Source organism: Vibrio sp. 1288, from assembly GCF_033344475.1.
This window is the reverse complement of sequence record NZ_JAWPOX010000021.1, coordinates 1-21,094: the sequence shown is the minus strand read 5'-3', so window position 1 is coordinate 21,094 and position 21,094 is coordinate 1. Positions and strand designations below refer to the sequence as shown.

The window sequence follows — 21,094 nt, the reverse complement described above, 5'->3', positions numbered from 1 at the left end:
ACATTTATATTTGAAACGAGAGGAAACATTAATGTCTAAGATCGTTAAAGTTCTAGGTCGTGAAATCATCGACTCACGTGGTAACCCAACTGTAGAAGCTGAAGTACACCTAGAAGGCGGTTTCGTAGGTATGGCGGCAGCTCCATCTGGCGCATCTACTGGTTCTCGCGAAGCTCTTGAGCTACGTGACGGTGACAAAGCACGTTTCCTAGGTAAAGGTGTTCTTAAAGCAGTTGAAGCTGTAAACGGCCCAATCGCTGAAGCTCTAGTTGGCAAAGACGCTAAAGACCAAGCTGCAATCGACGCAGTAATGATCGAACTAGACGGCACTGAAAACAAATCTAAATTCGGTGCTAACGCTATCCTAGCTGTTTCTCTAGCAAACGCTAAAGCTGCTGCTGCTGCGAAAGGCATGCCTCTATACGAGCACATCGCTGAGCTAAACGGCACTGCAGGTCAGTTCTCTATGCCTCTACCAATGATGAACATCATCAACGGTGGTGAGCACGCAGACAACAACGTTGACATCCAAGAGTTCATGATCCAACCAGTTGGCGCTAAGACTCTTAAAGAAGGTCTACGTATCGGTGCAGAAGTATTCCACAACCTAGCTAAAGTTCTTAAGTCTAAAGGCTACAGCACTGCAGTTGGTGATGAAGGTGGTTTCGCTCCTAACCTTAAATCTAACGCTGAAGCTCTAGAAGTTATCGCAGAAGCTGTTGCAGCTGCTGGTTACGAACTAGGTAAAGACGTAACTCTAGCTATGGACTGTGCTGCATCTGAGTTCTTCGACAAAGAAGCTGGCATCTACAACATGAAAGGCGAAGGTAAAACTTTCACTTCTGAAGAGTTCAACCACTACCTAGCTGAGCTAGCTAACCAATTCCCAATTGTTTCTATCGAAGACGGTCTAGACGAGTCTGACTGGGATGGCTTCAAGCACCAAACAGAACTACTAGGTGACAAGCTTCAACTAGTAGGTGACGATCTATTCGTTACTAACACTAAGATCCTTGCTGAAGGTATCGAGAAAGGCGTAGCTAACTCTATCCTTATCAAGTTCAACCAAATCGGTTCTCTAACTGAGACTCTAGCTGCAATCAAGATGGCTAAAGACGCAGGTTACACAGCAGTAATCTCTCACCGTTCTGGCGAAACTGAAGATGCAACTATCGCTGACCTAGCGGTAGGTACAGCAGCAGGTCAAATCAAAACTGGTTCTATGAGCCGTTCTGACCGTGTTGCTAAGTACAACCAGCTAATCCGTATCGAGGAAGCACTAGGTGATCGCGCTCCTTTCAACGGTCTTAAAGAAGTTAAAGGTCAAGCTTAATTCTTAATTGAATTAACCGCTTAACTTAAAGCTTTTGAAAACGCCTCGCACTTGCGGGGCGTTTTTTATATGACGGAAGCTCTAAGTGAGCGCGCTCCTCCATGTTTCAAGGAAGCGGTCTCAAAGAAGTTAAAGGTCAGGCTTAATTCTTAACTGAGTTAACGGCTTATCTTAAAGCTTTTAAAAACACCCTGCCTTGGCGGGGTGTTTCTTTATATAACGGAAGCTCTAGGTGAGCGCGCTCCTCCATGTTTCAAGTAAGCGGTCTCAAAGAAGTTAAAGGTCAAGCTTAATTCTTATTGAGTAAAGTTTCGCTAAATAGCTTTTTGAAACCATCGCTACGGCGGTTTTTTGTATTTATAGGTTTGTATTTTTGGCTCTTACTTTGGTCATGGGTAAGGAGCGCTTCCTATGAGCTTGTTTCATTTTGCTGCTTATTTCTTGTAAGGAGCGTGTGAGTCTCCCTTTCTCCCCTAGAGGCAACCTCGCATTTATGCTATATATGTCACCTTATCTAATTCCTTCCGGTACAGAATGTTAGCAGCGATATGCGAATCTTTGTTATAGCCCTTACGCTACTGTTTGGCTTGCTTCAATACACTCTATGGTTTGGTAAAAACGGAGTGTCTGACTACTACACAGTAAAAGATGAAATTGAAGTTCAGCAACAAGTGAACAGCAAGCTACAAGCTCGCAACAATGAAATGTTCGCTGAGATTGATGACTTAAGGCAAGGTCTTGATGCGATTGAAGAACGTGCGCGTCATGAGCTCGGTTTAGTTAAAGATGGCGAGACTTTTTACCGCATTATAGGTGAGGAAAACCATTAAAATGTTGGATATGAACTCATCGCATATCGCAATTGTGCCAGCTGCGGGTGTGGGTAGCAGAATGAAGGCAGATCGCCCTAAGCAATATTTATTGATCGAAGGTAAAGCGGTACTGGAACATACCGTAGAGAAACTGCTTTCCCACCCAAATATTTCTAAGGTTGTCGTTGCCATTACTGACGGCGACCCATATTACCCAGAATTGTCCATTGCTAAGCACCCAGATGTGATTCGTGTAGCTGGTGGTAAAGAAAGAGCAGACTCTGTGTTATCAGGGCTAAACTATGTCAATGAGCATCTGGAAAGCGAGTGGGTATTAGTCCACGACGCTGCGAGGCCATGTGTATTAACATCCGACATTGACCGTTTGATTGATGTTTGCTGCGCCCACTCAACGGGTGGCATTCTCGCATCTCCTGTGAGAGATACAATGAAGCGAGCAAACGCAGTACAAGATATCGATCATACGGTAGATAGAGAAGCATTGTGGCATGCACTTACTCCACAAATGTTTAAAACTCAGCAGCTTACTCAAGCACTGGCTGACGCATTAGAACAGGGTGTAACCATTACCGATGAAGCCTCGGCTTTGGAATGGTTAGGCGAGAAGCCAGCCTTAGTTCAAGGGAATGCGAACAATATAAAAATCACTCAGCCAGAAGATCTTGCGTTAGCCGAGTTTTATCTAAGCCGTGAGCGCGGCGAATAAAGAAAGGATAGAAAATGATTCGAATTGGTCATGGTTTCGATGTACATAAATTCGGTGGTGAAGGCCCAGTCATTATTGGTGGTGTAGCAATCCCTTATGAGCAAGGTTTGATTGCTCACTCAGATGGCGATGTAGCGTTGCATGCGTTAACGGATGCTCTGCTGGGCGCGATTGCTGCCGGCGATATTGGTCGTCATTTCCCAGATACGGATGATAAATGGAAAGGCGCAAACAGTCGTGAATTACTGAAAGACGTTTACCGTCGAGTTAAAGAGCAAGGCTACCGTCTTGGCAATGCTGATGTAACCATCATGGCACAAGCGCCTAAAATGGCACCACACATTGACGCAATGTGTGCGGCGATAGCCGAAGACCTAGAAACCGACATTAGTAACATTAACGTAAAAGCGACGACGACAGAACGTCTCGGTTTTACTGGACGCAAAGAAGGCATTGCAACGGAAGCCGTTGTACTTCTGTTTAAGCAATAACTAGCAATTTGCTCCTCTAAGCTGTGATATCAGCGGAAACACATCATGTCAGACATTTTATCTTCATTGGCTTACCTAACGGGTAAGCCAGTTGCATCGGCAAAAATTAAAGCGCAGCCAGAGCATTTTCAGGTTCGCGAAGATTTAGGTTTTGCCTTTACGGGCGAAGGCGAGCACTTAATGGTTCGTATCCGTAAAACGGGCGAGAACACCAGCTTCGTTGCTAACGAGTTAGCAAAAGCCTGTGGTGTTAAGTCGAAAGACGTTAGCTGGGCGGGTCTTAAAGACCGTCATGCGGTGACGGAACAGTGGTTAAGTGTCCATTTACCAAAAGGTGAAACGCCAGATTTTTCAGCGTTTTTGGCTCAATACCCAAGTATCGAAATCCTTGCAACAGACCGTCACAATAAAAAACTGCGTCCTGGTGACCTAGTAGGGAACGAGTTCGTGGTTACTTTGTCTGAAGTGACAGATATAGCGGATGTAGAGCAACGTCTTGAAAAAGTGAAACAAGTTGGCGTGCCAAACTACTTTGGTAGTCAGCGTTTTGGTAACGATGGCAACAACCTTGAAGAAGCACGTCGATGGGGACGCGAAAACGTTCGTACCCGCAATCAAAACAAGCGAAGCATGTATTTATCAGCGGCTCGTTCGTGGATTTTCAACCGCATCGTTTCAGCTCGTCTAGAGAATGGTGTGTTTGATAAGTTCATTGATGGTGACATTGCACAGACGAATTCTGGCACTCAGTTGATTGATGCAAACAACATCACTGATTTGCAAGTGCAATTTGCACAAGGTGAAGCGGCAATTACCGCTGCGCTTGCTGGCGATAATGCACTGCCTACTCAAGCCGAGGCTCTGGCATTAGAGCAACCGTTTTTAGACGAAGAGCCTGACCTCATGGCGCTGATTCGTGGTAATCGCATGCGCCACGATCGTCGCGATATTGCGCTGAAGCCAAAAGATTTAGCTTGGACGGTTGAAGGTAACAACATTACGCTGACTTTCTCACTGGATGCGGGATCTTTTGCGACCTCTATTGTTCGTGAGTTAGTTAATGAGGTTGAAGTAGAAAGAGAATACTAATGGAACAGGATTCACGAAACCCGAAGCCCTTAAGAGTCTTAATCAGCAATGATGATGGTGTTCATGCACAAGGGATTCATGCCCTCGCTGATGAGTTGAGAGATATCGCCGAAGTGACCATTGTCGCACCTGATCGAAATCGTTCAGGTGCTTCGAATTCACTCACATTAGAACAACCATTACGCGTGACTGAAATTGCCCCAAATATCTACTCAGTGCAAGGCACGCCCACGGATTGTGTGCATTTCGCGCTGAATGAGCTAATGAAAGATGATTTGCCTGATCTTGTTCTGTCAGGAATCAACCATGGCGCTAATTTGGGTGATGATGTTCTTTATTCTGGAACAGTAGCAGCCGCCATGGAAGGTCATTTCCTTGGCGTTCAGTCGGTGGCTTTTTCACTAGTGGGTAAGCGACATTTCGAATCCGCCGCTAAAATTGCACGTCAAATTGTACAACAGCATTTAGCGTCGCCGATTCCAACGAATCGTCTACTGAACGTAAACGTGCCTGACTTACCATCAGAGAATTTAGGTGAAATTGAAGTTACGCGTTTAGGTGCACGTCATCACGCAGAGAATATGATCAAGCAGAAAGATCCGAGAGGCCATGACATTTATTGGTTAGGGCCACCAGGAAAGGAGCAAGATGCAGGAGAGGGCACGGACTTTTATGCAATTGAGCATGGCCGAGTTTCAATGACGCCTCTGCAAGTTGATCTCACCGCTCACGAGTCGCTGCGTGCTATGGATAGTTGGTTAAAGGAAGAGAAGTAATGAGTAACCCACATGCTGACAGGTTGATAGCGTTTCTTATCTCCAGTGGCATCAAAGACCAAAGAGTTCTGGATGCTATCCAACGCTTGCCACGAGAAAGCTTTGTTTCTCAAGCGATGATGCACCAAGCCTATGATAACAATGCGTTACCAATTGGTCAGGGACAAACTATTTCTCAGCCTTATATCGTTGCTCGTATGACCGAGTTGCTTGAGCTAGAATCGGCGAGTCGTGTTCTGGAAATCGGAACGGGATCGGGTTATCAAACTGCGGTACTGGCGCAAATTGTTGATCATGTATACTCCGTTGAGCGAATTAAATCGTTGCAATGGGAAGCAAAGCGTCGCCTGAAGCAATTGGATATTTACAATGTTTCAACTAAGCATGCTGATGGGTGGCAGGGCTGGGAAGCGAGAGGTCCTTTCGATGCTATCATTGTTACCGCTGCCGCTGAAGTGATTCCCCAAGCTCTTCTCTCACAATTAAGAGATGGCGGCAAAATGGTCATTCCTGTTGGAGATACGGAACAACAGTTATTAAAAATAGAGCGTAAGGGAGACGAATATCTCTCTACCGTTGTAGAAATGGTTCGGTTCGTACCTCTGGTTGCGGGTGATTTAGCTTAAGGGTTAGGGATAGGTGAATAAGTTACTACGTCATATTGGTATTAGCTTTGTGTTTGCTGCAGGACTAGTTGGTTGTGCAGCGCATTCCCCTGCACCTGTCTCTAGCCTAAAAAAAGACTATTCAAGCCTTGAAAGAGGGAGTTACAGAGGGAGTTATTATGAGGTAAAAAAAGGCGATACACTTTACTTCATAGCTTATGTCACAGATAAAGATGTAAATGATCTTGTTCGTTACAATGAGTTAACTCAGCCTTACACTATCTACCCAGGACAGAGGCTAAAACTTTGGGCTCCGAAATATGTCGCCCCTAAATATGGTCAAAAAGTTGAACCCGTTGTGGCTCCTGTTGTTACGACACCCCCAGCTCCAGTGACGAAAACATCAACAGCCTCTAAACCTAAACCTTCGAGTAAAAACTCTAGTCAAAAACCTACAGAGACTAAGCCTAAAGTCGTACAAAAACAGCCTCCAAAGAAGGTTGAACAATCGAAAACAAAGGAGTATGTTGGTTCAAAAGACAACCAAAAAGTGAAGCAAAAATCGCCAACTACCACAGTAAAGAGTGATAAAGTCTCAAAGTGGTTGTGGCCAACAAAAGGGAGAGTAATCAAGAACTTTTCGGCGGGAGAACAGGGAAATAAAGGTATCGACATCGCAGGACAGCGTGGTCAACCTATCGTTTCAACCGCAGCCGGCACAGTCGTTTATTCAGGCAATGCGCTACGAGGTTATGGCAACTTAATTATAGTAAAGCATAACGACAATTATTTAAGCGCATACGCACATAATGACAAACTGCTGGTCACAGAAGGACAAAGCGTAAAAAGCGGACAAAAAATCGCCACCATGGGTAGTTCAGGTGCAAAGTCGGTCAAACTACACTTTGAAATTCGCTATCAAGGTAAATCAGTGAATCCAAAACGCTATTTGCCTTAAAACTTTGAAAAACAACTTGCGACATCATTTAGCGACATATTGAGTTGTCATGTCTTGCTAACTCGCCAGGGGGAGGCGTTATGAGTATCAGCAACACAGTAACCAAAGTTGAAGAGTTTGCATTTGACAATGCGTCAGTGAAGACCATTGATAACGAACTCGAAAGATCATCATCCACAGAAAGCAAAGCGACTGCGCGTGAAGAATTTGACGCGAGCAGTAAAAGCTTAGATGCAACTCAGTTGTATTTGGGCGAAATTGGCTTCTCACCTTTACTTACTGCCGAAGAAGAAGTGCTTTACGCAAGACGCGCCCTACGTGGCGACGAAGCGGCACGCAAACGTATGATCGAAAGTAACCTACGTTTGGTTGTTAAGATTTCTCGTCGATACAGTAACCGTGGTCTAGCACTACTCGATCTGATTGAAGAAGGTAACCTCGGCTTGATCCGAGCGGTCGAAAAATTCGACCCAGAACGTGGTTTCCGTTTCTCTACTTACGCAACATGGTGGATCCGACAAACGATAGAGCGAGCGTTGATGAACCAAACTCGCACGATCCGTCTACCTATCCACGTAGTGAAAGAGCTGAACATTTATCTGCGTACTGCGCGTGAACTTTCTCAAAAGCTCGATCACGAACCGACCGCAGAAGAAATTGCTGCTCAATTAGATATTCCAGTCGAAGACGTAAGCAAAATGTTACGCCTTAATGAGCGTATTAGCTCTGTCGACACGCCAATCGGTGGTGACGGTGAGAAAGCGCTGCTGGATATTATTCCTGATGCAAACAACTCTGATCCAGAAGTTTCGACTCAAGATGACGACATCAAATCATCGTTGATTCATTGGTTAGAAGAGTTGAATCCGAAACAGAAAGAAGTGCTTGCACGTCGCTTCGGCCTACTAGGCTACGAGCCTTCGACGCTGGAAGAAGTTGGTCGAGAGATTGGTCTGACACGTGAGCGAGTACGTCAAATACAAGTGGAAGGTTTACGTCGTCTTCGTGAAGTCCTAATCAAACAAGGTTTGAATATGGAAAACTTGTTTAACGTAGAAGACGATTAAGTAATCCGTATTTCACTAGATACACAAAAGGCTATGGTTCCCCATAGCCTTTTTTCTTTTTTGCTCGTCGGTGTGAGTCTGTTTACAGCATCTTCTTCAAGCGATACAGCTCTTCAAGAGCTTGGCGTGGCGTTAAGTCGTCAGGATCAATACCTGACAGAGCTTGTTCGACCTCGCTAGGCTCTGGAATCAGGCTCAACTGGTTAGCCACATCTACTGCACTTGGACGCGGTGTGTCACTGTTTTGCCCCAGTTGCTCTAGCTGAGATAGCTTGTTACGCGCATTTTTGATGACCGTTTTTGGTACGCCAGCTAAGCCCGCAACAGCCAAGCCGTAAGACTTACTTGCCGCACCTTCTTGAACTGCGTGCATAAAGGCAATGCTGTCTCCATGCTCTACGGCATCCAAGTGAACGTTCGCTAAGTTTGGCAGTTGGTTCGGTAACTCTGTTAATTCGAAGTAGTGAGTTGCAAATAGGGTCATCGCACCAATTTGTGTTGCGAGCCATTCCGCACTTGCCCAAGCTAAAGACAGACCGTCGTAAGTACTAGTACCGCGTCCGATTTCATCCATTAGCACCAAACTGTTCTTAGTTGCGTTGTGAAGAATATTGGCTGTTTCGGTCATTTCTACCATGAAGGTCGAGCGGCCAGATGCAAGATCATCTGATGCACCAATACGAGTAAATATACGATCTAAAGAACCAATCTGTGCGGATTCTGCCGGTACATAAGAGCCGATATGTGCCATCAATGCAATCAGCGCAGTTTGACGCATGTAGGTTGATTTACCACCCATGTTTGGACCGGTGATGATCAACATCTTACGGGCTGGGTTAAGCTCAATTGGGTTCGCGATGAACGGCTCTGTTGTTACTTGTTCTACGACTGGATGACGGCCAGCTTGAATGTGAATTCCTGCGTCTTTCACAAGCGTTGGGCGGCAGTAATCTAACGAATCTGCACGCTCTGCAAGGTTTTGTAATACATCTAGTTGAGACAGAGCAGAAGCTAGGTTTTGCAGCTTCTCAAGGTTTGGCATCAATAGATCAAACAGTTCTTCCCACAACTGTTTCTCAAGTGCTAACGCTTTAGATTTCGAGTTAAGTACTTTGTCTTCGTGTTCCTTAAGCTCTGGGATGATGTAGCGTTCAGCGTTTTTGAGTGTTTGGCGACGTACATAATGCGGTGGAACCAAATGGCTCTGGCCACGGCTCACTTGGATAAAGAAGCCATGAACGTTGTTATAGCCTACTTTAAGCGTATCGATACCGTGTCGTTCACGCTCATCTCGCTCAAGCTGCTCAAGATATTCTGTTGCACCGTCTGCCAATTTTCGCCATTCATCGAGCTCCGCATTGTAGCCTTCAGCGATGACGCCACCATCACGAATAACAACCGGCGGATTTTCTTTAATCGCGCGTTCTAACAGGTCACATACTTCGTCAATCGGAGCTGCATACTTCGCCAATTTCGTTAGGTACGGATGGGTCAAAGAAGCGGTGACAGATTCTAGCTCTGGTAGCTGTTGCATGGCATTGCGAAGTCTAGCCATATCGCGAGGGCGAGCAGAGCGTAATGCAAGGCGCGCTAAGATACGTTCAATATCACCAATTTGCTTTAACGTTGGTTGAAGATCGGCAAACAGAGCTTGTTCTTTAATCTCACCAATTGCATCAAGACGATTGTTTAACGTTTCAATGCAACGCATAGGCTGATGCAACCAACGCTTCAGCATTCGGCTGCCCATCGGAGTTGCACAATGGTCGAGTACTGCAGCTAGCGTGTTATCGGTTCCGCCTGCTAGATTTTGAGTAATTTCCAGATTACGTCGGGTAGCAGCATCAAGGATGACGGATTGATCCTGATGATCAAACGTTAAAGAGCGAATATGAGGTAAAGCCGTACGTTGAGTATCTTTTACGTACTGGATCAAACAACCAGCAGCACATAACCCTAAGGACGCATGTTCTACACCAAAACCAACCAGATCTTTTGTGCCAAATTGTTGATTGAGTTGTTGCTTAGCCGTATCAAGCTCAAACTCCCAGACTGGGCGACGACGGTTACCATTGCGGCTCGCCATTAAATGTACAGGTTCAAAATCTTCTGGGAACAGTAGCTCACGTGGTGCGGTACGTTGAAGCTCGGCTGTCATCGCTTCTTCAGTTTCTGGTTCTGTCAGTTGGAAGCGACCAGAGGTGACATCCAGCGTCGCATAACCGAACTTACCGTTGTGATGGTAAATTGCTGCGATTAAGTTATCGACACGCTCAGAAAGCAGCGCCTCATCCGTCACAGTACCTGGTGTAACGATACGCACAACTTTACGTTCTACTGGGCCCTTGCTGGTGGCCGGATCGCCAATCTGTTCACAGATCGCCACAGACTCACCAAGCTGAACAAGTTTTGCCAGGTAGCCCTCTACGGCGTGAAATGGCACACCCGCCATTGGGATAGGTTCACCTGCAGACGCACCACGTTTGGTCAATGAAATATCAAGAAGCTGAGAAGCTCGCTTGGCATCATCGTAAAAGAGTTCGTAGAAATCGCCCATGCGGTAGAACAGCAAAATCTCTGGGTTCTCAGCTTTTAGCTTGAGGTATTGCTGCATCATAGGCGTGTGTGTGGATTTTAACTCTTTGTTTTTAGTGGTGTTTTTTGTCATTTATCTTTTTAAATTCAATTGGTTACGAGATTCTATGAATCTCACTGAGTCCCACTAAGTTTCAGAGAATTTCACTAAAGCGCGGTTTCTAGTGTAGGTAAAAGTGTAGTTTTTTGGTTTCCTAAACTAGATAATAACTTTACCGCACCATACCAAGATGAGGGACGTCTGTTTATGGCTGAGAAGAAGAGTACCAAAACTGTAACTAATAAGGCAATTGAGGCATTGACTGCCGAGAAAGGTGTCTTATCTGATACAGGTGAAAATAAAGGCTTGCGAATTGCTTGCGGAAAAACTGGTCGAAAGACCTTTACCTATCGCTATAGAAGCCCTGAGCTGAATGGAAAGCTTGTTCAAATCAAATTGGGTATATTCCCCAACATTTCCTTAGAAGAAGCGAGGATAAAGCTTAGGGAGCTAAAAAGGCTGCGTGATAGCGGTGTTTGCCCTAAGTCTCATTTGGAAAGACTTGAGGCTGAAAAACAGAGGGAGCAAGAGGCTTTAGCTGTTCAAAAAATTACAGTCAAAGATGTAGTTGACTATTATCTGGAAAACTATATCGAAGATAAAGTGAGTGACAGTGGTAGGGTTATTAAAGGAGCTCGAAAACCCAAGGGTCAAAAGGAAGTAAGAAGAACGCTCTATGTTGATGTTGTTGATGTAATTGGTGAGCGTGCTGCCACTTCAGTTACAAAAGGGGACATTATCAGACTGGTGCAGGGGATTGTGGATAGAAATGCATCTGTGCAAGCTGGCTCAGTACTTCGAGAGTTATCTGGTGCTTTTGACTATGCGATTGGACTGGATTTCTTACCGGATGAATTTGTTAATCCGGCATTGCTTGCTAGAAACATGTTCAAAAAGAGCAAGGTCAAGCTAACAAGCAATAAGGGCAAGCGAGTGCTTTCTCATGATGAGTTGTTTAGGTTTCTAAAATGGCTACCGGAATCGAAGTTCTCCAAAAATGAAAAGGGAATATTACGTTTGACCTTATGGACAGGTTGCAGGACAGGGGAGGTTTGTAATCTTACATGGAGTCAAATCGATTTTGATAAGAAAACGATTCATCTTATTGAAACCAAGAACGGAAACGCTCGATATGTGCAGGTACCCAATCAAGCCATGGCTTGGCTTAAAAAGTGGCAGCAAGCACAGGGTGTCTCAAAGTCTCTGTACGTTTTCCCCTCACAACGAGGCAATTACCCTATATTGCAAAAGCAACTTACACAGAGTACTTGGCTGATGCGACGAGATGGTCTTATGATTGAAATGCCCCTTTGGACGCCCCATGACCTAAGACGCACTGTTCGGACTGAGCTTGCTCGTATGGGGTGCCCTACAGAAGTTGCTGAAGCGGTATTAGGCCATAGTGCAAAAGGTATCGAAGGCACTTACAACTTACACAGGTATGAATCAGAGTGTCGTCATTGGCTACAACGATGGGCGAATGAGCTGGATGCAATAGCTAACACTGAAACTAATATTGTTCAGTTCCCAGAGGTAAGTTGATACCTATTCAAATTTGATTTTTGATGCAGCAATCTGAACCTTCTCCTCAAAAGAGAAGGTTTTTTCTTCTTCATTGACGTCTTGGTGAGCAGGTTTTTCTGAATTTTTATTCGCCACTTCAAGCTCTCTATTGGCGCTCTCTAGCTCCTGATTCTTTTGGTAGAGCTCGCTTCTAAGCGCGGCGATTTCTTGCTGAAGCTCATCGATGTCATTGCGCTTTTCTTTCTTTTGCGTGACGGTTTCAAAGAGGTCGATACTCCCCTTTTCCATGTTGAAAGCCTCAATTAGCTGGGACAGTAACTCTGCGTGTGTAATGCCTTTTGCTAAAGAGGTAAATTGCTCTAGTAGCTCTGGGGAAACGTCAATGGATAGGGTTGCAACCCTTGAACGACTCTTTTTTTTGTGCCATGCATTTCTGAGTTTTATGACATTTTGGAGCCGCTCTTCAGGCTTGCCCCAGTACTTGTCAATGTTCTTTTTAAACTCACTCACAAACATTCTATCGCCAATGCTTGGTGTTTCAATTATTGCCTTAAAGGTGCCGGGGTAGTTCTTGGCGAGGTACTTTCGAAGCCATAAACGTTGTTCATTATTTTTAGTATCTAGCCACTTTACTGATGATGACATCTCTATTGATACCTTAATTTAGTCGTTTGGAAGTGACAGTTTATCAGGTTGTAAAGTGTGCTTTTGTGACCTATGACGTGGTCATAATGACAAGTCAGATGGTAATTTAAATACAGGGTGTATTTGTTGGTGGGTTAACTTGAAAAATATTATTTCTTTGTTGAGGAGTGAGGCTGTTGGTGTTGGGCCGGAGGAGAAGTATGCCATCGTTCGTCTGCTTCATTTGTCGAACCAAAGTGCAGGAAAGGTGGTTGCTAAATCAGCTCGAACGCTCGCGGGTGACTTGTCGATATCAGTGCAGTCTATGACTCTCGCCGTAAGGTATCTAGAGTCACAAGGTCACTTAGAAAGGTGGGGGGATTGGTCAAAAAACAAAAACGATAAAGAGGTGACTTATGTGCTCACTCCTGACTTTTATGCCAGCCTGAGTAGAAAGGAGCATGGTGCTTCCTTGATGATGTCGGAGCGCGTATCTGCACTTCTGGTATCGAAAGAGTTAAGTCAACTTTCAGTGAGGTCGGCAGTTAAATTGCTTCTGCTAACTTTGGTTGCTCACGCAGATGATAATGGTATTGTTGGTAATCTGACCATTAAGACCTTGGCATCTTTAGTGGGGCGGTTTTCAAAAGACCGTCACCGCTCTCAGTTGGCTCTTCTTAAACGAAAGGGCTTTATTCTAGATTACAGCCCGGGAGCATCTGAAGGTGTGCTGTTTGGGAAGCAAAGTAGTGAATATTTAGTCAATATGAATCATCCTGCGTTTCATCCATTTAGTGCTAAGTGCGGTGTTGTTGTAGGGTGCGAAATTAAGCATGCAGATGAATTGTGCTACCTAGCATCTTTGGTGCGTGATGGGATTTTTGTTGTGCCAAAGGATAGCCCCAATTACCAAGGTTCAAACTATTCAAGAATGCAAAAGCTTCAGCAGGAATTATGCCCCAATGATGAGGAAGGGTTTGGTACGTTACTGCGAGATACAGAGGGAGCTTTTGAGGGTGAAGTAAAAGGGCGTTCGCTGCAAAGGTACGTTCTAAAGTTAGCACTTGAGTTGCTAAAAAGAGATGGCAACAAGGAGTGTAGTGATGCCATATACAGCAGGCTTGTATTTGGTGAATTATTTTCAAATAAGTTCATAGCATCATTACCAGAAAACTTAGGGATAAAGCCAGAGGATAACTGGCTGCAATGGAGATGTGACGTTTGTGGTGTAAAGGTGCTTAATCGTGCGGAAAAACGATGTGTAACTCAGCTCATTGCAATCATCAAGTTCATAGAAAAGCTTGTGCGGGTATCAGTTGAGGCGCTGAGGAGATTGCTTGAAAAATTGGAAGTACGCCTTAAAAGCGATAGTTGTTTAGCGCTCTTTTACCGCCATGATGTGCGAGTTCTTTATCTCTTCAATTTGCAAGAAATCGTAAGCTAAAACAAAAAAATAAGTGGCGAGCTGGCATCTGCTCGTTTTGCTCGTCTTTGCTACAGTTTTGCCTTTGAGTTTGCGTCTATAGTGGACTAAAGCGTTTCGGAATAAGGAATTCTATATATAACTCTAGTTACTCACACTTCAAGCTAGAGGTTTTCTCTGAGTTACCCATTTCATCTACGACCCCTTACAGGGGAAGTCTGAGAAAAAATAAATACATGACTCTTGGTTTGTCTAACAACCGGAGTTTGAATTTATGTCCATACCAATTTACCAAGGGGAAAAGTACTTAGGGTTGCCAGTCAATTGCAAGCATGAATTGCATGAGAGTTATTTAGCGGCAACACATCGAGTTCTTCTCACCGCTCTTAGTCATCATCCCCGAAGCATTCTCTTTCACGTCATATTGAGATATCCGCAAAATTGGCTTAGTGGCTCTGAAGGAAGCATTACGCGCTTCCTTAAGGCGTTCAAGGCTAAGGTTCATGCTGACCAACAAAGGAGAATTAGGTGGGGTAAAAATTGTCACTTGACTCGCGTGAACTACATCTGGTGTCGAGAGAGCAGTACAGAGTTAAAGGAGCACTACCATGTATTCATTTTACTTAATCGTGACTCTTACAGAAAGCTAGGGCACCCAAGTGGACATCGTATAGGGGAGCTTACGTGGATGATATCTTCAGCGTGGGCGGGTGCGATAGGGCTTAACCATACGGATGTCGCGGGGTTAATTGAATTTAAGCATCCCAAGTCAATCATTGTGAAAGATATTCCGGGGAGCATAAAAGAGGAGTATGACGATGTCTTGAGAGACAGCTTTGAGTCAGCGTTTCACTGGATGAGCTATGCATGCAAACTGACTACCAAGGAGTACGGCAATGGGGTGCGTCATTTTGGAAGTAGCCAGTGACTCACTGCAAGAGCTACTGAAAGGCGCGGCCCTATAGAATATTTGGTTGCTAACTTCTTATATCGTATGAGACCACTTGAGCCTCCTTGGGGTTAATTATTTGGAGGTGCGAGGGTAGGCTGGTATTGGCTCTAGGAGGTGTAATGAGATTGATACGATTAAAAGAGGTGCTTCATAAAGTTGGGGTTAGCAAGGCAACGCTGTATCGATTGATTGCGGCGGGAGAGTTTCCTCAAAGCATCAATATTGCAAGCCGTGCAGTGGCATGGGAGGAATCGCAAGTAGATGAATACTTAATGCGAAAGGTTAGTGAGCAAACCTTCAAGCGTGAGCAGCAAGAAGCAAAAATGAGTCCTCACTATGTAAACCCAGAGCGGCTGAGAATGCCTCCTATTTTGCGTTACTAGCAAAAAAAGAAAGGGGCCTTGGCTGGCCCCTTGGTATTTTCGGTGGTGGTGCTAGTGACGGTCTGTGCAGTCAACCAAATCACTACCGCCACTCGACCACGTGCCACAAAGCTTTGAGTTGGTCCCGTCTGGATAAAAAGTCTGAACGGTGTAAACATCATCTGAATTGTGACGAGATACTGTTTGGGTGCCGTCATAGAAATCCGTAGAGCTGTATTCGTTCATTGTTCGAGTCCAACTATTAGCGTTGTAATGGTCGCTATTGTTAAAGTCTTGAATGATAAAGCTCAAGGCATCAAGCTCTGAGCCATCAAGGGCTTCAATGTTGTCACTTAAGCCAATCAAGCTCTCCATGCCAGAAGAGTTACCTTCGTAGTACGAGTGATTTGACTCCATATAAGGGGCGTCAGTTCCTTGATGGTAGATTTTGGTAATCAGAGACTGACCTATATTGTGGCTCACTCTGTCTAATTGCTCGCAGCTCTCCCAGTCAGTAATCTCCATCGTGTAGGCATTGTTGCTAACACCATAAACGGAATTGCCGCGTTGTAGGTAGGTTTCGTTAATTCCACAGCTTTGTTCAGGGCTATCTGGAGTCCAGTTGACAGTTGGGTTTAAGTGAACCATCTCTTCATACTCAATATCATCCGTAAAGCGAGTGAGCTGAGATGTAATGCTGTAGTTGGCTAGATTGGTTGCTAGGTCACGAGACATTGCATCAATGATATCAATCCAGTTTCCACGTGTTGCTTGAACAAATTCACGTCGATACCAGTTATCATCATACTCATTGCTATCTTCTTGCTGCATCCCTAAGAAGTACTCAACAAAAACATAATTTGCGTCTGGATGGGCTTGCTCTAGCTCTAAAGTCTCAGCGTAGGAAGCTTGAAGGCCGGGAACGAGGTCTTGTGCTAGTTGGTGTAACTCTTCATCACCGCTTTCAGCGTAGTCACTATAAAGCTCATCAACCGTCACATTGTAGCGTTGCGCAACCCTAAGTTCTTGCTGCTCAAGTCGCATTACAATTTCCTCTTGAAGTTGCTCTCTCGCTAGAATGCTTTCACAATTGAGCTCAGTGCCTGCACTTGCCAGCTCTTTCTCAACAGAGTCCCAGACGATGGATGTTAGAGGGGTTAGGTTGAGTAACTCTTCATCCGTGCTCATTGCGAAACTAGGCGGAGATACCATGGTGTAGGCTTTTTCAATCGGTTTGTCCGGGAAGTCGGAATCAATAGCACCAACAGGTACGTGCGTTACTGTAGGTACATATTGAGAGCACTCTGAAAGAGAAGAGCCTATCTCCAAGTCAAAGCCTCCATCCTTGCCTGTGATTGCGCTAGGCTCTCCTTCATCCAGCTTGCCGTTGAAGTTTAAGTCTAGAAAGACCGTTGCTCCAGATATATAGCCATCAATGACCTTTCCAGATACGGTGGCTCTTGCTCCTTCATCATTATTGCCGCCGGAGCCTCCACCACCACAAGCGGCAAGAGAAGTGGTGATAACCGTAGCCAAAAGCGTTTTAGTGTATTTATTCATGTTATTTCCTTATTTTGAACAAAGGTGTTTTCGCGATGTATCCCATTGCTGCGCTGCTCTGGATTGCGCTTTTATAGAATAATATGCGTTTGTTTTTCACTTGAATGATGCCTCACTATTCGGTTGGTTGAGTGCTGAATAGTGAGGCTGTGATTCCATGGTTTTCATAGAAGAATGCCAGCGACCTAAAGAGTGATTGGACAGGTCAAAGTCCTCAGGGTAGTCGACGTGAAAAGTAAGAACCTTGAGCTCCATAATATCACTCAAAGGTAGGTCGAGGTAATTGCTGGGTTGATTTTTATAAGTTAAATAAATCTCGCCTGACATCACGTAGAGGCCAAGTGGTGAAACTTGCCTTATCTCCTCACCGGAGTGGAGAGTTAGCGTTACTTGTCGTTGCTGAACAAGAGCTACAGCAATGGGCTCAAAGTGCCTTTCGATAAGTTGAGGGTGTTTCAAGGTGTTGGTGATAGACAGAATTTTGCCCGCCCCCTCTCTAGGAGGTTTTGTTCCGGTGTGCGAGCGAGGTTGGATATCTAAAATGCCAAAAGCAGAGTCAATGGCGTATTGAAGTGATTGAGGTAAGTGCTGAATAGAGTTGATTTTGCCAATTGCAGGAGGAGTAATTCTCTTGCTCCTGGGGTAGGGAAAAAGGAAGCCTTACGACGATAACCATAAGGCTTGCTACGGGTGTCCTTTTCTACATCAAAATACTCAACAATAACGTCCAGATTGCGCTGGACGCTTCTTATGCCGCGATATATTCCTGCGTTAGCAAGCTCTGCTTTCAACTCGCTTGCTGTCACCTTTCGCCCTTGCGGAATGCGATGATACAGCTCAAACACCAATGATAACTGCTCTGTTGCGTTGATTTTATCGTTTGTTGTCATGATTGTATCGATGCTGGTGGTTTGTTAATAAGTCACAAGCCATCCTAATGATAGGTGCGTCATTATCTGACCGATGGAGTTTTAGCTTTGGGTTGTTGTGATGTCGTCGTAGGCGTCAGAGTCTAAGTAGGAGAGGAAGTTGCTTTCCCACATCTTGTAAAAGCCACTCACCCCTAGCGTGTTTATTGGTTGCCAACCAACGCCCGCAAAAAAGCAGGCACCGTTAGCAATATCGAAATCAACACTCCTTTCTAGTTCTGGGTAAGCCCTCCCCATGTAGGCAAAGTCTGTGATGTATTGAATGCACCAGTTGCCAGTACCTGTCTTTGTGAGGCGGATTTCGACCGGGTGATACCCTCCAGATTCTGCTGAGTAACTTGAATCTCGGAAGTTAAGAGTGATGGTTTGGTCTGATGTGTCTGGTTTGCTTTTAAGTAGCCTATCAAGGGCAAGCTTCATGCCATTGGATACAGGCAGGCTGCATGGTTCGATAGGAGAGTATGTTTTCTTTGTCATAGTGATTCCTTTTTATCGGTTGATTTCTAGTTGAAGTTTTTGGTGATGGTTAGTTGCTGTTGGTCGAAGTGGTGCAGGGAAAGATGGTGAGTAAACATGGCAAGCCAACTTTGAAGCAAAGCAATGGCCTTGGGTTGATTTAGGTCGCAGCGTTTAATGTCGGGCTGGTAAAACCATTGGCTCTGGAAATTGAAGTACAAAGCCACATCAACACTTTGTGCGCTTGGACTGGGGTAGTCGAAGGTCGCTATAAGTCGTACGGTCCAGTTCGCTTTGGTTGTCGTCCTATCAACTCTGATTTCTACAGGTTGTATACCTTCACGCAGAGAGTAGAAGTGGGAGTGCTTGAGATTGAGAGTAAGTTGCTTGGCATTGTCTGGCACTGAGTAGTGGCTAATGATGGAGTTGATAAGCTCTTCAATGCGATAGCGGCTTAATAGTGCGTGTGCGTTCGTTTGGCCCTTCATTACATCCATCCTTTCTCAGCAAGAGATACGCAATCTTTTCCAGCAACGATGTGGTCAAGTGCCCTTACGTCTATTAGCGCTAAAGACTCCTTTAGTCTCTGTGTGATTCGTCTGTCTGAATCTGAAGGGGTGGCGTTTCCTGATGGGTGGTTGTGGGCGAATATAACGGCTGCTGCGTTATGGTTTAGGCAACCCTTCACTACCTCTCTTGGGTGGATGGTAGCTGTGTCTATAGTTCCGTAAAAAACCTCCTCAAAAGCAATGAGGCGGTGCTGGTTGTCCAAGTACAACACGGCGAAAACTTCTCTCTCGTAGCCCCCTAGTTTGTACTGGATAAAGTCTTTAACTGCTTGAGGTGAGCTTAGGAGCTCTCCTCTTAAGTAGAGCTCGGTAATTATCTCTGCTGCTTTCTCTAATACTTGGTGAGCGGTTGCTGGCTCTGGAAATGAGTAGGTTTGATTGGTGGTTTTACACATGTACTGACTCCTTTTGAATTTAATCGTCAACTAATTCAAATGGGTAATATGTGTTTGAAATTATTTGGATTGGACTTATGGAGGGTTGGTGGTGGGTTTGGTTAAAAAATACTGAGTCCGGTTATCTCATGAATGAATAATGAGAGGTAAATCATCATGAGATTAATACGTTTAGAAGAAGTCCGTAACCTCACCGCCCTTAGCCGTTCGGCGATATACCGAAAAATGAAAGCAAAGGAGTTTCCTCAAACCGTCAACCTTGGTGACAGGTCGGTCGCATGGGTTGAGGAGGAGGTTAGGTCTTGGATACATGACCTAGTTGAAGCTAGAAATGAATAGGAAGTTTGGCGTCTATTTGGTGAAGGGCGTTTGATTGTGTGTCATTGAGAAATCAAGCCTCAAGTCAAACGCTTTAAACTCTGATATTATCGGCAGAATAAGCCAGATTAAACGCAGAAATGATAGCCTCAAGGCTATGAAACTTGCATGGAGTTACAATGCCAACGTTAGAGTTTAAAGGTAAACAGTTTGTTTACTCGCATCACCTAAGTGTTCCTTTCCGTGAGTTAAAAATCGACTCAGAAAAATCATTACCAAAAAGTGACAGTAAGCCGTCTCTTGATGACAACCTGATAATTCATGGTGACAATCTAGAGGGCTTAAAAGCTTTGTTGCCAACTCATGCAGGTAAGGTTGATTGTATCTTTATTGACCCACCATACAACACAGGTAACGAAGGGTGGTGCTACAACGACAATGTGCGCTCTCCATTAATGCAAGAGTGGCTCAAAAAAGCTGCAAACCCTGTAGATAAGGAAGACTTAGAACGCCACGACAAGTGGCTTTGTATGATGTGGCCTAGGGTGCAGTTGTTGCGCGAGTTATTGTCAGAGGAGGGGAGTATCTGGATGACTCTGGATGATAACGAAATCCATAGAGCCAGAATGCTGTTTGATGAGGTTTTTGGAAGTGACAATTTTGTTGCTTGTTGTGCTTGGGAAAAAACTTACACACCTAAGAGTAATGGTAGGGTCATCAGTACAGACCATGATTATGTACTCATATACTCTAAAACTCAGGCGTTTGTCGAGCATGGCTGGAACTACCTATCCAAAAATGAAGAGCAGGTATCTCGTTATACTAATCCAGACAATGACCCTAAAGGGCCATGGCGAACCTACCCTTTAGATGTAAGAACTGAAGATAGTGCAAAACGAGAAAAATACCGTTACCCGATTACGCTGCCGTCAGGCCGTGTGGTTAAGCCAGCGAAAGGAAGGCATTGGGCTTTGCCTGAGCATGAGTTTGAAAAGCAAAGGGCGGCAGGAGAGATTTATTTTGGAAAGTCGGGTGATGCCTTGCCTAACAAAAAGTCTTATTACAACCCAGATGAAGACAAGGGTGTAATAGCTCGTAGCTGGTGGAGTTATAAAGAAACAAAAGGGAACCAAGATGCCAAAAAGAAATTGTTAGAGATTTTTGGTGAGGATGAATCTGATTTTATTACGCCTAAGCCTTATCAATTGATTGAGCGAGTGCTTGAGATTGCGACTGATAAAGACTCGCTCATACTTGATTCCTTTGCTGGCTCCGGCACTACAGCACAGGCAGTTCTGGAGGCTAATAAGAAAGACGGCGGCAGTCGGAAGTTCATATTGATTGAATGCGAAGACTATGCAGACCATGTGACAGCAGAACGTGTAAGACGTGTAATTAGCGGTTATTCGTTCGGCTATGTTCCCTTTAACTGTTGTTATACTTAAAGTAGGCAACGATTGGAGGGAACTCCTATGCTTCAGTCACAGTT

General features: G+C 44.8%; 23 protein-coding genes. 15 read left to right on the top strand and 8 right to left on the bottom strand.

Going from position 1 to position 21,094, the window contains the following annotated elements; all coding sequences use genetic code 11:
- Nucleotides 1-31: 31 nt before the first annotated feature.
- From eno to rpoS, 9 genes are all read left to right on the top strand, one after another.
- Entirely contained in the window at nucleotides 32-1,333 is a 1,302-nt protein-coding gene (gene eno / locus R8O11_RS15935) for a phosphopyruvate hydratase (RefSeq protein WP_005380909.1), read from the top strand.
- A gap of 548 nt (nucleotides 1,334-1,881) precedes the next feature.
- The gene (gene ftsB, locus R8O11_RS15930) at nucleotides 1,882-2,163 is read left to right on the top strand and encodes a cell division protein FtsB (RefSeq protein WP_005380907.1); all 282 of its coding nucleotides are present in this window, start codon (nucleotides 1,882-1,884) and stop codon (nucleotides 2,161-2,163) included.
- 1 nt (nucleotide 2,164) lies between these two features.
- A complete protein-coding gene (ispD, locus tag R8O11_RS15925) occupies nucleotides 2,165-2,872 on the top strand; it encodes a 2-C-methyl-D-erythritol 4-phosphate cytidylyltransferase (RefSeq protein ID WP_017821625.1) in 708 nt (235 codons plus the stop codon).
- A gap of 14 nt (nucleotides 2,873-2,886) precedes the next feature.
- Entirely contained in the window at nucleotides 2,887-3,363 is a 477-nt protein-coding gene (ispF, locus tag R8O11_RS15920) for a 2-C-methyl-D-erythritol 2,4-cyclodiphosphate synthase (protein WP_005380896.1), read from the top strand.
- A 45-nt stretch (nucleotides 3,364-3,408) separates the two neighbouring features.
- Nucleotides 3,409-4,452 (top strand): tRNA pseudouridine(13) synthase TruD, encoded by a 1,044-nt coding sequence (gene truD / locus R8O11_RS15915; RefSeq protein ID WP_033907437.1) that lies wholly within the window; start codon nucleotides 3,409-3,411, stop codon nucleotides 4,450-4,452.
- Nucleotides 4,452-5,228, top strand: coding sequence for a 5'/3'-nucleotidase SurE (gene surE / locus R8O11_RS15910; RefSeq protein ID WP_005380894.1), 777 nt, complete (start codon nucleotides 4,452-4,454; stop codon nucleotides 5,226-5,228). Before truD ends, surE begins: the two co-directional genes overlap by 1 nt.
- Nucleotides 5,228-5,854 (top strand): protein-L-isoaspartate(D-aspartate) O-methyltransferase, encoded by a 627-nt coding sequence (locus R8O11_RS15905; protein WP_033907436.1) that lies wholly within the window; start codon nucleotides 5,228-5,230, stop codon nucleotides 5,852-5,854. The genes surE and R8O11_RS15905 overlap by 1 nt, the downstream gene beginning before the upstream one ends.
- 13 nt (nucleotides 5,855-5,867) lie before the next feature.
- A complete protein-coding gene (locus R8O11_RS15900; protein WP_033907434.1) occupies nucleotides 5,868-6,791 on the top strand; it encodes a peptidoglycan DD-metalloendopeptidase family protein in 924 nt (307 codons plus the stop codon).
- Between the two features lie 80 nt (nucleotides 6,792-6,871).
- Nucleotides 6,872-7,858, top strand: a complete 987-nt coding sequence (gene rpoS / locus R8O11_RS15895) for an RNA polymerase sigma factor RpoS (protein WP_005380887.1) — start codon at nucleotides 6,872-6,874, stop codon at nucleotides 7,856-7,858.
- 82 nt (nucleotides 7,859-7,940) lie between these two features.
- Here rpoS and mutS read toward each other — a convergent pair whose 3' ends face one another.
- The gene (mutS, locus tag R8O11_RS15890; protein WP_318194276.1) at nucleotides 7,941-10,526 is read right to left on the bottom strand and encodes a DNA mismatch repair protein MutS; all 2,586 of its coding nucleotides are present in this window, start codon (nucleotides 10,524-10,526) and stop codon (nucleotides 7,941-7,943) included.
- A 174-nt stretch (nucleotides 10,527-10,700) separates the two neighbouring features.
- Between mutS and R8O11_RS15885 the strand changes: the two genes are divergently transcribed.
- Nucleotides 10,701-12,035, top strand: a complete 1,335-nt coding sequence (locus R8O11_RS15885; protein ID WP_318194275.1) for a tyrosine-type recombinase/integrase — start codon at nucleotides 10,701-10,703, stop codon at nucleotides 12,033-12,035.
- 3 nt (nucleotides 12,036-12,038) lie between these two features.
- Here R8O11_RS15885 and R8O11_RS15880 read toward each other — a convergent pair whose 3' ends face one another.
- Nucleotides 12,039-12,662 carry a hypothetical protein gene (locus tag R8O11_RS15880; RefSeq protein WP_318194274.1) on the bottom strand — a complete coding sequence of 208 codons (624 nt, stop codon included), beginning with the start codon at nucleotides 12,660-12,662 and terminating at the stop codon, nucleotides 12,039-12,041.
- Nucleotides 12,663-12,801: 139 nt separating this feature from the next.
- On the opposite strand from R8O11_RS15880, the gene R8O11_RS15875 reads away from it, so the two are divergent.
- From R8O11_RS15875 to R8O11_RS15865, 3 genes are all read left to right on the top strand, one after another.
- Complete coding sequence (locus R8O11_RS15875) at nucleotides 12,802-14,085, top strand: hypothetical protein (protein ID WP_318194273.1); 1,284 nt, start codon at nucleotides 12,802-12,804, stop codon at nucleotides 14,083-14,085.
- 253 nt (nucleotides 14,086-14,338) lie between these two features.
- Nucleotides 14,339-14,992: an inovirus-type Gp2 protein gene (locus R8O11_RS15870; protein WP_318194272.1), complete on the top strand. Its 654-nt coding sequence runs from the start codon at nucleotides 14,339-14,341 to the stop codon at nucleotides 14,990-14,992.
- A gap of 143 nt (nucleotides 14,993-15,135) precedes the next feature.
- Entirely contained in the window at nucleotides 15,136-15,399 is a 264-nt protein-coding gene (locus R8O11_RS15865) for an AlpA family transcriptional regulator (protein WP_318194271.1), read from the top strand.
- A 51-nt stretch (nucleotides 15,400-15,450) separates the two neighbouring features.
- On the opposite strand, the gene R8O11_RS15860 is transcribed toward R8O11_RS15865, so the two are convergent.
- The 6 genes from R8O11_RS15860 to radC form a co-directional block, all read right to left on the bottom strand.
- Nucleotides 15,451-16,938: a hypothetical protein gene (locus tag R8O11_RS15860; RefSeq protein WP_318194270.1), complete on the bottom strand. Its 1,488-nt coding sequence runs from the start codon at nucleotides 16,936-16,938 to the stop codon at nucleotides 15,451-15,453.
- A gap of 96 nt (nucleotides 16,939-17,034) precedes the next feature.
- Nucleotides 17,035-17,397 carry a WYL domain-containing protein gene (locus R8O11_RS15855; RefSeq protein ID WP_318194269.1) on the bottom strand — a complete coding sequence of 121 codons (363 nt, stop codon included), beginning with the start codon at nucleotides 17,395-17,397 and terminating at the stop codon, nucleotides 17,035-17,037.
- A gap of 77 nt (nucleotides 17,398-17,474) precedes the next feature.
- Nucleotides 17,475-17,828, bottom strand: a complete 354-nt coding sequence (locus R8O11_RS15850) for a hypothetical protein (RefSeq protein ID WP_318194268.1) — start codon at nucleotides 17,826-17,828, stop codon at nucleotides 17,475-17,477.
- Between the two features lie 81 nt (nucleotides 17,829-17,909).
- Entirely contained in the window at nucleotides 17,910-18,344 is a 435-nt protein-coding gene (locus R8O11_RS15845) for a DUF2787 domain-containing protein (protein WP_318194267.1), read from the bottom strand.
- Nucleotides 18,345-18,370: 26 nt separating this feature from the next.
- Nucleotides 18,371-18,811 (bottom strand): DUF2787 family protein, encoded by a 441-nt coding sequence (locus R8O11_RS15840; protein WP_318194266.1) that lies wholly within the window; start codon nucleotides 18,809-18,811, stop codon nucleotides 18,371-18,373.
- Entirely contained in the window at nucleotides 18,811-19,287 is a 477-nt protein-coding gene (radC, locus tag R8O11_RS15835; protein WP_318194265.1) for a RadC family protein, read from the bottom strand. Before radC ends, R8O11_RS15840 begins: the two co-directional genes overlap by 1 nt.
- Nucleotides 19,288-19,443: 156 nt before the next feature.
- On the opposite strand from radC, the gene R8O11_RS15830 reads away from it, so the two are divergent.
- Together R8O11_RS15830 and R8O11_RS15825 are read left to right on the top strand one after the other, a co-directional pair.
- Nucleotides 19,444-19,626 carry an AlpA family transcriptional regulator gene (locus tag R8O11_RS15830; protein WP_318194264.1) on the top strand — a complete coding sequence of 61 codons (183 nt, stop codon included), beginning with the start codon at nucleotides 19,444-19,446 and terminating at the stop codon, nucleotides 19,624-19,626.
- A gap of 158 nt (nucleotides 19,627-19,784) precedes the next feature.
- Complete coding sequence (locus tag R8O11_RS15825; protein WP_318194263.1) at nucleotides 19,785-21,050, top strand: site-specific DNA-methyltransferase; 1,266 nt, start codon at nucleotides 19,785-19,787, stop codon at nucleotides 21,048-21,050.
- Nucleotides 21,051-21,094: the final 44 nt, after the last annotated feature.

Bases quoted from the DNA above. Each gene is read 5' to 3' on its own strand.
- rpoS (WP_005380887.1), top strand. From the start codon at position 6,872: ATGAGTATCAGCAACACAGTAACCAAAGTTGAAGAGTTTGCATTTGAC.
- surE (WP_005380894.1), top strand. From the start codon at position 4,452: ATGGAACAGGATTCACGAAACCCGAAGCCCTTAAGAGTCTTAATCAGC.
- R8O11_RS15825 (WP_318194263.1), top strand. From the start codon at position 19,785: ATGCCAACGTTAGAGTTTAAAGGTAAACAGTTTGTTTACTCGCATCAC.
- R8O11_RS15850 (WP_318194268.1), bottom strand. From the start codon at position 17,828: ATGACAACAAACGATAAAATCAACGCAACAGAGCAGTTATCATTGGTG.
- R8O11_RS15865 (WP_318194271.1), top strand. From the start codon at position 15,136: ATGAGATTGATACGATTAAAAGAGGTGCTTCATAAAGTTGGGGTTAGC.
- ispD (WP_017821625.1), top strand. From the start codon at position 2,165: ATGTTGGATATGAACTCATCGCATATCGCAATTGTGCCAGCTGCGGGT.
- mutS (WP_318194276.1), bottom strand. From the start codon at position 10,526: ATGACAAAAAACACCACTAAAAACAAAGAGTTAAAATCCACACACACG.
- R8O11_RS15905 (WP_033907436.1), top strand. From the start codon at position 5,228: ATGAGTAACCCACATGCTGACAGGTTGATAGCGTTTCTTATCTCCAGT.
- R8O11_RS15870 (WP_318194272.1), top strand. From the start codon at position 14,339: ATGTCCATACCAATTTACCAAGGGGAAAAGTACTTAGGGTTGCCAGTC.
- ftsB (WP_005380907.1), top strand. From the start codon at position 1,882: ATGCGAATCTTTGTTATAGCCCTTACGCTACTGTTTGGCTTGCTTCAA.
- R8O11_RS15860 (WP_318194270.1), bottom strand. From the start codon at position 16,938: ATGAATAAATACACTAAAACGCTTTTGGCTACGGTTATCACCACTTCT.
- truD (WP_033907437.1), top strand. From the start codon at position 3,409: ATGTCAGACATTTTATCTTCATTGGCTTACCTAACGGGTAAGCCAGTT.
- ispF (WP_005380896.1), top strand. From the start codon at position 2,887: ATGATTCGAATTGGTCATGGTTTCGATGTACATAAATTCGGTGGTGAA.
- R8O11_RS15845 (WP_318194267.1), bottom strand. From the start codon at position 18,344: ATGACAAAGAAAACATACTCTCCTATCGAACCATGCAGCCTGCCTGTA.
- R8O11_RS15885 (WP_318194275.1), top strand. From the start codon at position 10,701: ATGGCTGAGAAGAAGAGTACCAAAACTGTAACTAATAAGGCAATTGAG.
- R8O11_RS15830 (WP_318194264.1), top strand. From the start codon at position 19,444: ATGAGATTAATACGTTTAGAAGAAGTCCGTAACCTCACCGCCCTTAGC.
- radC (WP_318194265.1), bottom strand. From the start codon at position 19,287: ATGTGTAAAACCACCAATCAAACCTACTCATTTCCAGAGCCAGCAACC.
- eno (WP_005380909.1), top strand. From the start codon at position 32: ATGTCTAAGATCGTTAAAGTTCTAGGTCGTGAAATCATCGACTCACGT.
- R8O11_RS15880 (WP_318194274.1), bottom strand. From the start codon at position 12,662: ATGTCATCATCAGTAAAGTGGCTAGATACTAAAAATAATGAACAACGT.
- R8O11_RS15840 (WP_318194266.1), bottom strand. From the start codon at position 18,811: ATGAAGGGCCAAACGAACGCACACGCACTATTAAGCCGCTATCGCATT.